Below are 15,572 nucleotides of genomic sequence, written 5' to 3' on the forward strand. Positions count from 1 at the left end.
CTCATATGAATTTTACGCAATCCCGAACCTTCAGGTATACTCTTACATTTGCCATTATTGGCATCGTTGTGTCGATACTAATTGCTTATGTACAACGAAATACCATTGCGGTATATGATCGCAACCTACCCTATATAAGTTTAGGCGATCACATTAAAAATAAGTCAACAAAGGCACATCTTTGGTTTGAGGAGTTAATGGCTGGCGATGAAACACTCGACTTTGAAAAAGATGTGCTATCGCTATTTAAATCTTCAAAGAAGATATTAGAAGGAGCTTATAATGCCGAGGAAACTGAGCTCGGTAAATTTGAAAGACTTGATGATGAGGAAACAGATGTGATATTAAAAGAAGCTATTGGTGATATTGAAAACTTGACTAACTCAGCCAAACAGCGTTATGATTTTAAAAAACAAGCACAGGCTAATGTTGAAACAGATAGTTTAGGGAATGTAATCGTGTCAGCGACAGGGGAGGCAGCAGGTGGTAAACTGGATCAGGAGTTCGATGCAGCATATGAAGAGTTTCAAGAAACGATGGATCGTTTAATCAATCATATTGGTCAACGTGTTGATAAAGATTCTGGGTTCCTTAACAGCTTGTCATGGATTACAATATTGTTCGTTATCGCAGCTTTTGTTTTTATCTGTACGCTTATTTATAGAATATGCTTTACAAACGAAAAGCTAATTGAGGAGAATAATACAAAACTATCGGAAGAAACTACACGAATGGAGGCAATAGCTGGCTTCATTGAAGGTGTGTCTTCAGGTAATTATAGTATTCAGTTAACAGGCATGAGTGAAACGGAAGGTCTTGGTGCCACGTTGGTTACCATGCGTAATAAGCTTAGTCAGAATGCAGAAACAGACAGAAGACGCAACTGGTCAACTACAGGTTTAGCGCAGGTTGGAGATATTTTGCGCGCTAGTAATACATCTACCGCAGAATTATATGATAATATCATTCGTTTTGTTGTAAAATATACTGATAGTAATCAGGGTGGATTATTCGTTTTTAATGAAGAAAACGAATCTGATCAATATTTGGAGTTGGTGGCTTGTTATGCTTTCGAGAGAAAGAAATACCTAACAAAAAAAGTAGGTATTGGCGAAGGTTTGGTAGGACAATGTTTTGTTGAAGGAGAAAGAATTTATTTGCTGGATGTGCCTGAAGAATACATTACTATAACCTCTGGTCTCGGTGGAGCAAATCCTTCTGCACTGTTATTAGTACCGATGAAAGTAAATGATAAACTTTACGGAGTCATTGAGATAGCTTCCTTTAAAAAATTTGAAGATTACGAAATTGAATTAGTGGAGAAATTGGCAGAGAGTATTGCTTCAACCATTGCCACTGTGCGCACCAATGAGAGCACAAGAGTACTGTTGGAGAAAACACAACAGCAAACAGAAGAAATGCGGGCACAAGAGGAGGAAATGCGTCAGAACATGGAAGAGCTTGAAGCTACGCAAGAAGAGATGCGCAGAAAGGAGAAACATTTACAAAATGTATTAGATGAAGAAAAAGCAAAAGCCAGTATTAGCGAGAAGAACAGAGAGGCCATCATGAATCTTACAAAAGATGAGGCGGTACAGTCTGGCAATTTTCGTAAAGCACTTGAAATCATAACTTCAACTATAACTAAAACAATAAGTGTTTCTCGATGCAGTATTTGGGCTTACCACAAATCAACACATTCTATTTTTAATGAAATGCTTCATAACACACAAACAGGGGAGTTTGAGTCGGGCTCGTCACTGAATGGAAAGGATTTCCCTGGATATTTTCGTGCTGTATTAAGTGAACAAATTATTGTGGCCAACAATGCTCATACTCATGAGGCTACGCGGGAATTCTCAGAGGTTTACCTGCGTCCACTGGGTATTGAATCTATGTTAGATGTTCCCTTTTTTGATGCAGGTAAAATTGCTGGGGTTATTTGCTGCGAGCATCAGTCTGAACAAAAACATTGGACTGAAGCCGACATCGAATTTTTAAAATCTTGCGCAGATATCGTGACAATTCTGTACAAGACTTATAAAACAAATGAATTGCTGCAACAAATAACCTCACAAGAAGAAGAACTTCGACAGAATACAGAGGAACTACAGGCGACACAAGAGCATATCGAGCAACAGCTTTCAGAAAGTAACCAACTGAAGGATCAACTCAAAACCAGGGAAAATGTATTTGCATTGACGACTATACTTTCTGAATCAGATCTTAAGGGAAGCATTACATATGCTAACAACAAGTTGTCGGAGGTGTCTAAATACACAAATGAGGAAATGATTGGCAAGGGGCACAATCTGTTTAGACATGAGGATATGCCTGCGGTACTCTTTAAATTGATGTGGGATACTATTAAAAGTGGCAAGACTTTCTCAGGTATTGTAAAAAATAAAGCAAAAGACGGTTCTCATTATTGGGTAGATGCCACCATTGTCCCAGTTAAAGATGAGAATGGAGTCACTTATAAATACATTGGTGCACGCTACCATATAACAGACGACTTTTTAGCAGAAAACCTGTATGAAAAGCAAGCAAAGCGCCTCAATTTACCAGCCCTCCCGAAAAAGGGCTGAAAACAGCGGTTACTTTATGGTGCATAGTCTGATTGTTAAACGGTAAATCACATATTCGTTTTCACCGATATTTCTTACCTTTACCATTCAAACTATGCGCACCATGAACAAAGCCATATGTACCGCAGTGCTTGCTTTACTTTTTGCAGCACCGGCTTTACTTTTTGCACAAGGCGAACGAAAGGATAAGCAGGCCGTAACCTTTGAAGAGATTTATGACGAGCCCTACTCTATCAACAAGCTTTTTGTTCATTTCCAACCCTTGTACGGAGAGCTATTCGCAACCAATGTAAATGCAGGTTATGGCATTGAAGCTTCTTATTATATGAAAGACAAGGCTGACTTTAAAGTAGCTTTGCGTAAAACGTATTCACAGCGTTTCTTCGATTTGTCAAGAGATTTGGCAGCCAATAACAGTAGTGTAGATAACGAAATTGAAGTATATAATTATTTCGAGTTTGGTGGCACCTACCACATCAAAGATTTCGAGAAAAGCTCTAAAACAAATATGACGCTCTACAAAAAGAGTTACGCTGGCAATAAGTGGGCTGCGCGTGTTCCCTTGCAGGCAGAAGTGCCCTGCAAAGTGCGCATTGTGTATGGGGCACGCCTAGGGGCTATCATATGGGATAGTTCGACAGACCTTGGCAGAGCATTAACCGCGCAAGACCTAACCAATGCAGATCTCACTAACATCAATACGGCAGATACGCAATATCCTACATTACCGTTAACCGAAACTGATCCTGAAACTAATCGTCAGCGAAATGTAAATCCCTTTACCAATATTGCATCTCAAGCCATTTACATTGGTGGTTCCTATACGTGGATTAGAAATATCGCAGTAAACTTCGACAAGTTTGAAGAAGGCATTGACGATTTAATATTAACTACCTACATCGATATCCTTTTCGCACCAGCTACAAGAGTAGACGATGTTATTTACACACACCGCGATATAAATGGAGCATTAATACCAGGCAGTACAAGTACATACTCTGTTAAAGCAGTAAGTACACAATCACTCGGTTTCAGAGCAGGGGTTGAAGGAAAATTCAATAGACAGCTAGGTTGGGCTTATGGTGGTGAAGTTGGTTACCGTCCAAGCTTGGTGGGCAGAGGCTTCTTTGCACTGTTAAAAATAAGCTTCCCGGTATTTGGAACGCAACTCGACTATAAAGTAGAGTCCTTCGGTAAATAATAACATGATCTGCGATTTATTACTCACCAATATTAAAGGTTTGGTGCAAGTACGCAATGCCGACTTTACCCGTGCATCAGGTAAAAGTATGGCGGAATTACCTGTACTTACTGATGCTTTTTTATCTATACATCAAAGCAAAATAATTTCTTTTGGATCAATGTCTTCAATGCCAGCCAACTTAAAAAGTTTGCAGACTATTGATTGTAACGGTCGTTTTGTATTTCCCTCTTTCGTTGATTCACACACACACTTGGTTTTTGCAGCAAGTCGCGAGGAAGAATTTGTGATGAAAATAAATGGCGCGACCTATCAAGATATTGCAGCAGCTGGTGGCGGTATTTTAAACTCAGCCAGGAAACTACAGACGCTTGCAGAAGATGAACTCCTCGAGCGGTCGTTACCAAGAGCTTGGGAAATTATACAATCAGGAACTGGTGCTGTTGAAATTAAAAGTGGGTATGGTCTTACTGTTAAAGATGAGATAAAAATGTTACGTGTGGCAAAACGTATAGCACAACACACTCCTTTAACAGTTAAAACAACTTTTTTGGGTGCGCATGCTGTGCCTGCAAACATCACAAAAGAGGCTTACATACAAACCATTATTCAAGAAATGATACCGGCTGTAGCCGAAGAAAAACTGGCCAACTACATCGATGTTTTTTGCGAACAAGGTTTTTTTACACCTGATGAAACAGAAAAAATTGTAGAGGCTGGAAAGGCTTTTGGTATGAAGCCTCGTCTACACGCCAATCAATTGTATAATTCAGGTGGCGTGCAAGTAGGTGTTAAAACAGGAGCCCTCAGTGTGGATCATTTAGAAAACATAGGTCCCGAAGAAATTGAAGCCTTGAAAAAAAGTGCTGTAATGCCTACTGCCTTGCCGGGGGCTGCTTTCTTTTTGAATCTTCCCTTTCCACTGGGCAGGGCTATGATTGAAGCAGGGCTGCCTTTAGCCATTGCATCGGACTACAACCCTGGTAGTGCCCCAAGTGGTAACATGTCCTTAATGATGGCCTTGGCTTGTATCAAAATGAAACTTACGCCTGAGGAGGCCATTAATGCAGCAACCATCAATACCGCAGATGCCTTAGAATTAAGTGCAACACATGGTAGCATTACAGCAGGAAAGCAAGCAAACATCTTTATTACCAAACCTATACCTTCCTATGCCTTTTTACCCTATGCATTTGGTAGCCAATTGGTAGATAAAGTAATTTTAAATGGAAAAGTGGTCTCTGAAATGTAATAAATCAAGGTCGTTTACTTAAGCTCCCCTGATCCTCTCCTAAGGAGAGGGAAGGGTGAGGCCAAATAAAAAGTAAGCTTAAGTAAACGGCATTGAGTATTTAATGGCCTTTTAGCATATTATTTCTCTATTTTTCCGCAAATATCTCATACATGTCAATTAGCGAAAAAGTAAAATCAGTTATTCGAGATGTGCCCGATTTTCCCAAACCAGGTATTTTGTTTAAAGACATCACTCCTGTTTTAGCCAACACAAGCCTCGTGCACGAAATAGTACAGGAATTGGTTAAAGATTTTAAATCTGGCGGCTATGATGCCATTATCGGGATAGAATCCAGAGGATTTATTTTCGGGTCATTATTGGCTTACGAACTTGAAATTCCCTTTATACCTGTACGTAAAGCAGGAAAATTGCCATTTCATACCATATCTGAGTCTTACAACCTTGAATACGGTAAAGCTACTATAGAAATACATCAGGATGCCCTTAAACCAGGTAGTCGCGTATTGATTCATGACGATTTATTAGCGACAGGGGGCACTGCAGCTGCAGCAGCTCGTTTGGTGCATAAGTTGGGTGCAGAGACAGCAGCTTTCTCTTTCTTGATTAATCTTTCTTTCTTAAAAGGCGATAATATCCTTTTTGATGAATTTGGCGTTAAACCGAATTATTTAATAAGTTATTAACCCTTCGGGGATTTCTTTGTTTAAGTATTAATGGAGCGTTCTGTTCATATACCCATATTCCCACTTCGTATTCTACCTCTCCCGGCAGAACTGGTTCCTTTGCACATTTTTGAGCCAAGGTATAAACAGCTTTTGCAGGATGTAGAGTCGCGCGATATACGCTTTGGCATTTATTTCGATCATCCGCTTAATGACCTTAGAATTGGTTCTTTAATGCGGCTGGAGACGGTCACCAAGCGTTATCCCAATGGAGAGCTTGATATCATTGTTAAGTGTGAAGATATTTTCTTTTTACACGAGCAAAAAAGAACCTATCCTGGAAAATTGTATCCTGGGGGAGAAGTGGAGCATTGGGAAGTTAACTTAAGCACCTTCCCTGATGAAGATTTGTACCTTCAATACAATACTTATCGAATGATGCGGGGAATTGCTAGTCAGATAAGAAGCTGCTCAATATTTGAAATAGCAAATGAACTCAGCCTGGACTTCGCAGATCGTTATAAATTCGTAACCCTGCAAGAAGACAAACAGCAAAGATTTTTAAAAAATAAAGTATCCTACCACTTGCAACTACTCGAACACGAAGAAAAGAGTAAGGATGTTTTTCATTTGAATTAGACCAGCCCAGCGCTGTTCAAAATTTCATTTAGCTCCTACAATAGATAGTTTTATTCAAGACTGATTTTTATCTTGATAAAGTAACTAAATCTCGTTAACTTTTTTACAAACATGTAAGTTTTGAATTTTCTTATTATTTTCAGGTGCAGGAGTCTAAAAATCAATTAAATATTGCGTTAAATACTTATTCATTAAAAGCAATCTTAACAATGAGATATTATTTCTATTTGATATTTATTTTAATGTCATGCTCAACATCAGGACAAGAAACAAACAAAATCAGTGAAAGCAGCCTTACTGATGACGAAATAACAAAAAGATATTTAGAAAAAGGTGCATGGACTTTAAGATATTTTTCACCAGAATATCAGTCATATCTTGATTCTGCAATACATGAAAATCCAAATATTGCATACTACTACCAACAAAAGGCTATGCCTTATTTCAAATTAGGAAAATATGAAGTGGGGCTTAAAATTCTAGAAAAAGCAGTTGAACTTGATCCTAAGAGTTATATTGATTACAAGGCGTTTATACAATGTATCTTTCAAAAAAATTATCAAAATGCTTTAGAGAGCTTTATCACCGCAAAGAAAATAAAGGGAGTCAATGGATACGTCATGGATCATTCTTATGATTTTTATATTGGTCTGTGCTACTTGCAGCTGAATGAATTTGAAAAGGCAGTTAAATATTTTGAAGCAAGTATTAGCGAAATGCTTAAATCTAATAGTGAGAGTTGGGTACATCACTTGGATCTACTTTATGCAGGTATCGCTTTTCAAGAATTAAATAATCATGAAATGGCGATTAAGTACTTTGATAGGGCATTAAAGAAATATCCCAATTTCTCAGATGTAAAATATTACAAGTCAATATCACTGTTTAGACTAGGCTTATTAGAGGTTGCGGATGAATTATTAAATTCATGTGAATTGGATTTTAAAAGGGGTTTCACTATAAATGAAGACAATGCCATTTACGAAAAGTATCCCTATCAAATAAAACAATTTTATATTGATATGCTTAGATTAACTAAAAGATAATATCAGTCCTTAGCTATCTTCTGATTTATTTAGATAATGTACTGAAAAATGGTAGGTGACTTTTTTTTAATCCCTTTGCTATAAGAAATCATTCTGGTCATTTATGACTTAAAAAACTCACAGTTAAGCGTTTATGATTTTTATATAGTATCGAATTCGAAGAATAAAAAAGTTTAGTGAAATACATTCCACTAAAATTCTTAAAATGTTATTCAACTAATTGATTTCCAAATACTTTTTCACTAACCCACCAACCATTTTTCAGTAATATGCCTTTATTTAAATTTAATACATCTAATCATCTGGATGATAGATTTTTCTTAAAGCTATAAAATATTCTTTCAGCTAGGGTCAAATCTTCTGTGATAATCTCAGCAGTTGCGAGCATCCCATCCTTTAAGGTAATGTCCTTAACCTTGCTATTTCTCAAATTTTCCCTCAATGATACCGTTGCATAGAAAAAATCTTTATTCGATTTACTGAATTCTGCAATGGAAGAAATTGAACCTTCCATTGTTCCGAATTCTTCATACGGATAACCATGCAGTTTAATTATTACTCTTTGTCCTATTTGTACTTTTCCAAAATTATTTTGAGGGATATTAATTTCACCGAAAAAAGAACTTGAAGAAGGACCTACATAAAATACCTCGGAATTGATAGTCAAGTATTGGCTTTCCTGAAGTATTCCTGAAAAGTGTATAATTCCATTTGACGGAGAGACTAACAAAAATTCTTTTCTCCATGCCACAATAGAACTCACTAAAGAATTCAGAGATTGTTTAAATTTTTCAGTGTCCTCAAAAAGATTTCTTTCTAAGTCTAATAACTCACCTTGTTTTTTAAGTATCAATGAATTGTTATTTATTATAAGCATTTCCAAATTTTTCAAAGGTATCTTTTTTGCTAATGACTTACTCTCTTCCCTATCAATATCCATAGATGTAATCACCTTCTCATTGTATAATTTTTGATTAATCAAAAATTCATTAGATGCGAGTTCAGAATCACGTTTGAATAGTTGCCCCTGTTCTTCAAGAGTTCGCTTCATTTTATTCAATTCATTTAAATCCGCTAACAAAATATTTCGTTGTGACTCATAAAACTTGTCACTATATAGAAGAATCACTTTGGTATAGTGTTGTTGAAATTCCTGATATAGCATTTGAATTTCACCCAATGATTTAAAATCAGCAAGTCTATTTTCACTGAATTTATTAAATTCATTTCTAAAAAATAACTCGCTAATAACACTCAATTCTTTCTCAAGATCCAAGATTTCTTGGTGATTAGCTGAACTCTCAACCCAGCCAAGTATTTGTCCTTTTAAAACGACTTCAGACTCCTTTACAAATAATTTTTCTAGTCTTCCGTTGGATCTAACAATTACGGGCTTGATACTAACTTTAGATGTAAGTCTAAAATCAGATTTTACAATTGTAGGATATTGTATTAGTATAGTTAGGGCTGAAATTAAAATAAATATTGCTGCAATAACATAAGTGCCAATGCGAATTATCACACGAGGCATTTTCTCTAGATAATCTCTTACTGCCTCACTTCTATTATCTGATTCAAACTCTTCCATTTAGTTTCCTAATTCTAATTGATTTTTCACTAAAGCGTAGTAATATCCTCTTTTTAAAACCAATTCTTCATGATTTCCTGTTTCAACTATTTCCCCTCTATTTAGAACAATTATCTTATCTGCTTTTTTTACAGTGCTCAATCTGTGTGCAATGACCACAACTGTTCTTTTTTGAAAATACGATTCTAGATTATTCATAATCACAGCTTCATTCGTAGCGTCAAGGGCACTAGTTGCTTCATCAAAAAGTAAAAAATCGGGATTTTTATAGACAGCGCGAGCTATTAAAATCCTCTGCTTCTGACCACCGCTTATCCCCACTCCACTAGAACCAATTCTCGTATTATAACCCATTGGAAGATTTTCTATAAAATCTCCCAAATTAGCAATTTGAATTGCTAATTTGAGCTTTTGATAATCTATAACTCCGTTTGAATCTGATTCACTAATATTTCTAGAAATAGAATCCGAGAAAATATAGCCATCTTGCATAACAACACCACAATTACTTCTCCAAAATTTTGAGCCAAAATTTTTCAAGTTATTACTTGAAATGAAAATATTGCCTAAAGTTGGTTCGTAAAATTTTAAAAGAAGTTTTAAGAGTGTGGTCTTACCGCTTCCACTAGAACCAACGATTGCCGTAACTTTGCTTGCTGGTATAGTGAAACTAATATTTTTCAACACTAATTCAGAGGCAGTGCTTCCGTATCGAAAACTAACGCTATCGAACTCAATTGATTTGTCATTAGGCAATTCGCTAATTGTTTCCTCATTGGGTTCCTCATTCTTTTTTTCATGTATTTCCTTTAGCCGCGCAATGCTCAGTCGGGCATCTTGATAACTGCGAACAAAAAAAATAAAATTGTTTATCGGGACATTCATTTGACCGATTATATATTGAACAGATAGCATTCCCCCAAATGTTAGTTGACCGTCAATCACACTTTTAGCAGCTATAAAACTTATAACAATGTTCTTTATTTCATTAATAAAACGACCACCCTCATTTTGTGATTGCGAGAGGGCTAAACTTTTAATGTTTAACTTAAAAAGTCTTGCTTGAATTGCTTCCCACTCCCATCGTCTCCTTTTTTCTGATCCATTCAATTTAATCTCCTGCATTCCGTTAATGAGTTGAATAGTGCTACTTTGATTCCCGGAAGCTTGGTCAAAATATCTATAGTCTATAAGCTCTCTTTTTTTCATGAATAATAATACCCATATAATATAAATTAATGACCCAATAAAAAATATTAAAAAAAGTGAAAGATTAAAGTACCATAGAATACCAGCAAAAATTATAAAAGGAAAAAGAGAAAAGATCGTATCTAAAGTAGCAGCAGATAAAAACGCTTGTATACGATTATGGTCCTGAATTCGCTGAAGGAGATCTCCATTATTTTTAGAATCGAAAAATGAAACTGGTAGATTCATTAATTTTATCAAGAAATCTGATAACATCCTTAAATTCATTCTGCTTGTGATGTGAAGCAACAGCCAGCTTCGAATCACGCTAATAGATGTTTGAGACAAAAACAATATCAGCTGTGCTATAAGCATCAAATAGATAAAATTTACATTTTTGGTATTAATGCCTGTATCTACTATTTGCTGAGTTATAAATGGAAACGTTAGTTGAAGTAAACTCCCAACCATTAACCCTATTACTATAGGGGTGCTATAATTTTTGAATGGCCGAAAATACTTTGTAATAAAATTAGGCAGTGCTCTATCTGTTTCTATCCTATCCTCTTGTTGATCGAAAAGTGGCGTGGTTTCTAATAATAGTAAAATACCCTCTGAATTTTCGTTTGGTTTTTTTTCTGGAATCCAACCTTGAATAAATTCACTTACCGAGTATGATATTAAGCCGTGGGCTGGATCAGCAATAAGGATTTTCTTTTCAGTCGCTTCATAAATAACTACAAAATGTCTTTGGCGCCAGTGTGCAATACATGGGAGCGGAATTTTTTCGACCAAATCATTATAAGTGGTATTTAAAGCTAAGGTGCTAAAACCGATTTTCTCAGCAGCATCTGACAATCCCCCAAGCGAACTTCCATCCCTAGCGAGATTACATATACTCCGCAGATAACCAATATCAAAATAGCGTCCATAATATTTACTAATCATTTGTAGACATGTTGGTCCACAGTCCATTTGATCCAATTGCCTAAAAAAAGGAAGCTTTTTTTTCATATTAAAATGGGAACTTACTTAATCAATGAATCCTTAAGGTCATTTAATAAACCAAAGTTTTTTTGTCCTTTAAGCGGCCAAGAAGTATAAATTTTATCAACCTTTAATTTTTCTTTTAGAATCAAATCATAAACAGACTTGCCTCGTTGACCAGAAAATGGAGTTTTTTGATTCATTGGGAAGGACATTAAATCACCAACAAAAAGAATTTTTTCGTTCGGGAAATAATAGACCAGATACTCCTTTGTGTGTTCTGTATCACCAACTTCATACACAATAGATTCATTAAATGAGTCGGAATATTTTCTATGACTCCCTTGTGGAATAATTTCATATTTTATATCTGGTTTGTTTGAAATGTATTCATAAGAATTTGATAAGGAATGGGTATTGCTAAAAATATTTGAAAAATAGTCTACATTTCCTGTTGTCGTGATTACATTAATTTCATTAAACCATCTTAGTCCTCCTGCATGATCGGGATGGTGATGACTGACAAAGATATTCTTTAGCTTTTTATTAGGATTTATATCTTGTAGTTCAGAAATTATTGCTTGATGAGTTTCAAATCCTTTTGGTAATTCATAAATGTCAAAATGGAGCTTATTCTCAGCTATAATTACCTTATTGTTTAGAGTATTAAGTTTAAGTAGGTACAGATTTTTCCCAATCTTTTCTCTTGAAACACCTGATGGTTTATGCTGTACTAATGTATCCAACCTAAACTCAGAATCTAATTCGCTGATTAGATTATTTTTTGCAGGATAAACTTTAAAATCAGAAATTGATAATCTTTTTTCGATTTGCCCATACTCTTTATCAATTCTTTCAGATGGCACCCATAAATTTTCAAGTTGATGATATCCATGGAATTCAGTGGTAACAATATAATCTCCATATAAGTCGCTATATTTTAGTTCATCAATCTTAGTAAGCAGGAATTTTGAGTCAAGAGAAATTTTAAAATGATTGCCACTTTTGTCGTTAAATGAAACAACTTTTAATGTATCTGAACTAAAGCATAATGACAACGTATTCCTATGCTCATAAGCAAATTTTAGAAATTTTGAAGGTAAAGATTTTTGAACTTGATTAATCAATTGATCTCTACTCTGTTTACCCAATTTTTGTTTGTCGGCCTGAAAATAATCTTTAACGATAACACTATCACTTTTGTAAAAAGTCAAATTTCGATAAGTGTTTCCATACATGACAATTTCTTTGCTTGAAAAAACACACTGTTCATTTTCATAAAAGAAATTAGCTTCGTTAATACCAAACTCCCGTCTCTCATAAGGAATTGTATAATGGCCTAGATTAAACATTATACCATTGGCCTTAAATGAAACAGGAACACTTATAGATTTGTGCCCCCCATAGGTATCAATTGACTTCATCAAAATGCCCAAGGCGTCTTGATAGTTTCCATAATGATCAAACCCATTTTGGCATTTTACTGAAGACGGTATAACAAAAAAAAGTATACCTATCACTACTAATTGTATATTTTTCATTTTAAATAGTTTCAAATTTACTAATAGGATTAAGCTGATTAAAGAAATCATAACTAAACACATATGGAGATCCTTCAAAATTCATAAGAATCAGTTTGTCATTATATTTATCATTAATATAGTCGTATCCATCTTTAAATTTTTTAATAAATTTCAACCCCTCACTCGTAAATATTTGATCATTGTCCAGTGATTTGAGATCACTGCCGAATTTTTTTGTGTAGAATCCTATTCTACCAATAATCTCGTGTCTTTGCTTAACATCGAATTGGAAGCCGCTTAATGCTTTGTCTAAAAAGAATAGAATCGTTGTATAAGTAAATAGACCGTGAAAAGCCCCATAAATTGTTCGGCCTTCTCTTTTTTCCGAAATAAATTCTCTGAGAAATGTTTCTTTTGGAACTTTTAAATATTCCGTAGTCTGTAATGTAAGTGCATTGAATACAACATGGCCACATTGGTGGGCGAGGTCGTCAATAAAAAAGACTTCATCATGTGCCAGGCCCTCTGTATTTATGAATGCTGTACCATGGTAGGAAATCGCAGCCATAGAATAAATATTTGGGCTGCTCATAATTGAAATTTCACGGACTGTATTGATTAGTAGTTCGGTAAACTCAGGGGATATTTTTTTCATCATCACGAACGCATTCTCAATGTGATTAAGGTGGCGTGTTAGAGTGTGGTCAGCAGATTCATTAAATCTTACCATTTCACCATCTAATGATAACTGTGAAATTAGAAATGAGTGATGCTTACAAAGGCGTATTGAAGTTCCATTTATAAATGAATCTGTAGTCAATTTTGAAATCTGATCTTTTATTCTTAATTCTTTGCTATTAAAATCCCACACTATCTTCACTTGTTGAGAAGGCTCACTATGCAAGTAGCCAATATTCGGTAAATTAATAAACCCAAATTGATCAGAGCGTGCTTCAAACTCCTTTGGTCTTAAAGATGGCTCTATGTAACCAAAAACGGATTGTTCCAATGTTGATGTTGTAAGATTTTTACTTTCTGCTAAAAAAAAATAGAATAGGGTTGGCTCAAGAAATGCTAAATCATTGTCATAGGCTAATTTATCAAACAATAGAGGATTTTGCTTATAGAAAAGTACCCTAATAGTATCTGCAAGTTCAGCTTGATTATTAAAAACCAAATTTTTATCTATTTCAAAGTTCAGAAGTTTCATTTTGTTTTAAATCGAAGTTGATGTGTATATGGATGAGGCTTTATGCGTTATTGAATTTATATTTCTGATGGCCTCTAAGATTTGGCACATTTTGATAAAAAAAGGGCTGCCATTTGTTGACAGCCCAATGGACTTATTCAAAGTATGAATTAAATCCCTTTGATTAATGAGGGTGACAGGTTGTTGGAGTAGTTGGAGTTGTTATGATAACCGTTCCTTTTGGTAAAAGCTGATGACAATCAGCTAGTTCGCCTCCTTTAATGGCTTCGATGTTTGCGACAAAATTCGAAGAATCAACTTTTGCCTTTAAGTCTGCAAGACTCATTTTTTTGTTTTCCATAACTGCACTTGAGTTAATTTTTAAAAATTGATGATACCCAAGAACCATTGTTAGATTACTTATCGTCATCAAAGTAAACTTCTAAAAAAAAGTTTGCTTCACAAAATTTTTGTGGGAAAACTATTTACTTTTACCGTTAACCAAATATAAATTGTTTAAACTGAACGAAAATTAAAAGAACTTCTCATTTGATTTATTGAACCTATGCACCCTATCCTTAAAGACCCTGCCGATGTAATTTTTAATACAACAGTTTTAACTGTGGAACACCTAATTGAGAAATTGGATGTTAAAGTTACCAAAATGACTATAAGGAATGAATTATTTGATTGTGCAAGCTATCCTGTCATACCATTGGATTATTTATGCAAAATGCTTGAAGGATGGGGGATTTCAAGCATTGTTCTAAAAGCTAACATAGAAATTTTGAAATCTGTAAATCTGCCAGCAATAGCTTATTTACCAGGTAATCTTGAAGGTTTAGGAGTATTTATTGTAGTTGTCGGAATAAGTGATGACTTTGTATCATATTATTTAGCTGGTTCTGGAGTTCAAACTGAGTCATTAAAAGAGTTTGAAGAGCGCTGGACAGAGGGGGTTTTAGTTCCTTTAGAGGTTTCTTTAAATCAATCTGGTGAGGAGTTGTACCTTGAGAATAAAGAAATCGAAAATAGTCTAAAAAATATCTATAAAGGCTCAGTAAGAATTATTGACAATTTTATATCAAATGAAGATTGTGATTTTATAATTGACTATTGTGATTCGAACGAATTATTTGCTAGGAGTAAAGTTGACATAGCAAATGGACAAGATGATATTGTACATCCAGTAAGAACTAGTTATAGTGCATTAATTGAAGATAGAAATATCTCAGCACTAAATAATTTGTATTCTAAGGTTTCTCAATTTACTGGGTCATTAGTAAATAATATTGAGAATATTCAATGCGTTAGATATGGCCCTGGTGAACAATTTGGAGTTCACTTTGATAGTGATATAACAAACAGAAGATTATATACACTTTTAATTTACCTTAATGACAACTACCAAGCGGGAGAAACATATTTTCCTGAAATAGATCTTAAGATTACCCCAAAAAAAGGTCGTTGCTTGATGTTTAGAAATGTTGATGAAAGCTATAATAAAATATTACATTCAGTTCACTCTGGTCTCCCAACAACAAGCGGGGTGAAGTATGCCTGCAATATCTGGGTCAGATACCCTAAACCTTAGGATTACCATATTTTTTTCATTCAAAGTTTTGGATGTGTAATTTTATTAGTATACCGATCAATATTAACAAACAAAAGCCACGAGCAGTTTTAACTACCCGTGGCTTTTAAAA

The 15,572-nt window shown here is 35.0% G+C and carries 12 protein-coding genes; 7 read left to right on the forward strand and 5 right to left on the reverse strand.

What is annotated here, in order from left to right; all coding sequences use genetic code 11:
* Window positions 1-5: 5 nt before the first annotated feature.
* From SanaruYs_RS15555 to SanaruYs_RS15580, 6 genes are all read left to right on the forward strand, one after another.
* A complete protein-coding gene (locus tag SanaruYs_RS15555) occupies window positions 6-2,588 on the forward strand; it encodes a GAF and PAS domain-containing protein (protein WP_127123504.1) in 2,583 nt (860 codons plus the stop codon).
* A gap of 103 nt (window positions 2,589-2,691) precedes the next feature.
* Window positions 2,692-3,789 carry a hypothetical protein gene (locus SanaruYs_RS15560; protein WP_127123505.1) on the forward strand — a complete coding sequence of 366 codons (1,098 nt, stop codon included), beginning with the start codon at window positions 2,692-2,694 and terminating at the stop codon, window positions 3,787-3,789.
* A gap of 4 nt (window positions 3,790-3,793) precedes the next feature.
* A complete protein-coding gene (gene hutI / locus SanaruYs_RS15565; RefSeq protein WP_127123506.1) occupies window positions 3,794-5,041 on the forward strand; it encodes an imidazolonepropionase in 1,248 nt (415 codons plus the stop codon).
* 152 nt (window positions 5,042-5,193) lie between these two features.
* Entirely contained in the window at window positions 5,194-5,727 is a 534-nt protein-coding gene (locus SanaruYs_RS15570) for an adenine phosphoribosyltransferase (RefSeq protein ID WP_127123507.1), read from the forward strand.
* 30 nt (window positions 5,728-5,757) lie between these two features.
* The gene (locus tag SanaruYs_RS15575; protein WP_127123508.1) at window positions 5,758-6,345 is read left to right on the forward strand and encodes a hypothetical protein; all 588 of its coding nucleotides are present in this window, start codon (window positions 5,758-5,760) and stop codon (window positions 6,343-6,345) included.
* Window positions 6,346-6,554: 209 nt separating this feature from the next.
* Window positions 6,555-7,391: a tetratricopeptide repeat protein gene (locus tag SanaruYs_RS15580; protein WP_218022449.1), complete on the forward strand. Its 837-nt coding sequence runs from the start codon at window positions 6,555-6,557 to the stop codon at window positions 7,389-7,391.
* 298 nt (window positions 7,392-7,689) lie between these two features.
* On the opposite strand, the gene SanaruYs_RS15585 is transcribed toward SanaruYs_RS15580, so the two are convergent.
* The 5 genes from SanaruYs_RS15585 to SanaruYs_RS20140 form a co-directional block, all read right to left on the reverse strand.
* Window positions 7,690-8,979 (reverse strand): beta-barrel domain-containing protein, encoded by a 1,290-nt coding sequence (locus tag SanaruYs_RS15585; protein WP_127123509.1) that lies wholly within the window; start codon window positions 8,977-8,979, stop codon window positions 7,690-7,692.
* Window positions 8,980-11,181 carry a peptidase domain-containing ABC transporter gene (locus SanaruYs_RS15590; RefSeq protein WP_127123510.1) on the reverse strand — a complete coding sequence of 734 codons (2,202 nt, stop codon included), beginning with the start codon at window positions 11,179-11,181 and terminating at the stop codon, window positions 8,980-8,982.
* 14 nt (window positions 11,182-11,195) lie between these two features.
* Window positions 11,196-12,695: an MBL fold metallo-hydrolase gene (locus SanaruYs_RS15595; RefSeq protein WP_160118689.1), complete on the reverse strand. Its 1,500-nt coding sequence runs from the start codon at window positions 12,693-12,695 to the stop codon at window positions 11,196-11,198.
* 1 nt (window position 12,696) lies between these two features.
* A complete protein-coding gene (locus SanaruYs_RS15600) occupies window positions 12,697-13,887 on the reverse strand; it encodes a hypothetical protein (RefSeq protein ID WP_127123512.1) in 1,191 nt (396 codons plus the stop codon).
* Window positions 13,888-14,050: 163 nt separating this feature from the next.
* The gene (locus SanaruYs_RS20140; protein WP_160118690.1) at window positions 14,051-14,227 is read right to left on the reverse strand and encodes a hypothetical protein; all 177 of its coding nucleotides are present in this window, start codon (window positions 14,225-14,227) and stop codon (window positions 14,051-14,053) included.
* Window positions 14,228-14,431: 204 nt separating this feature from the next.
* On the opposite strand from SanaruYs_RS20140, the gene SanaruYs_RS15605 reads away from it, so the two are divergent.
* The gene (locus SanaruYs_RS15605) at window positions 14,432-15,460 is read left to right on the forward strand and encodes a prolyl hydroxylase family protein (RefSeq protein WP_127123513.1); all 1,029 of its coding nucleotides are present in this window, start codon (window positions 14,432-14,434) and stop codon (window positions 15,458-15,460) included.
* Window positions 15,461-15,572: the final 112 nt, after the last annotated feature.

It is taken from the genome of Chryseotalea sanaruensis (genome assembly GCF_003990915.1).
In the GTDB taxonomy this organism is placed as follows: domain Bacteria; phylum Bacteroidota; class Bacteroidia; order Cytophagales; family Cyclobacteriaceae; genus Chryseotalea; species Chryseotalea sanaruensis.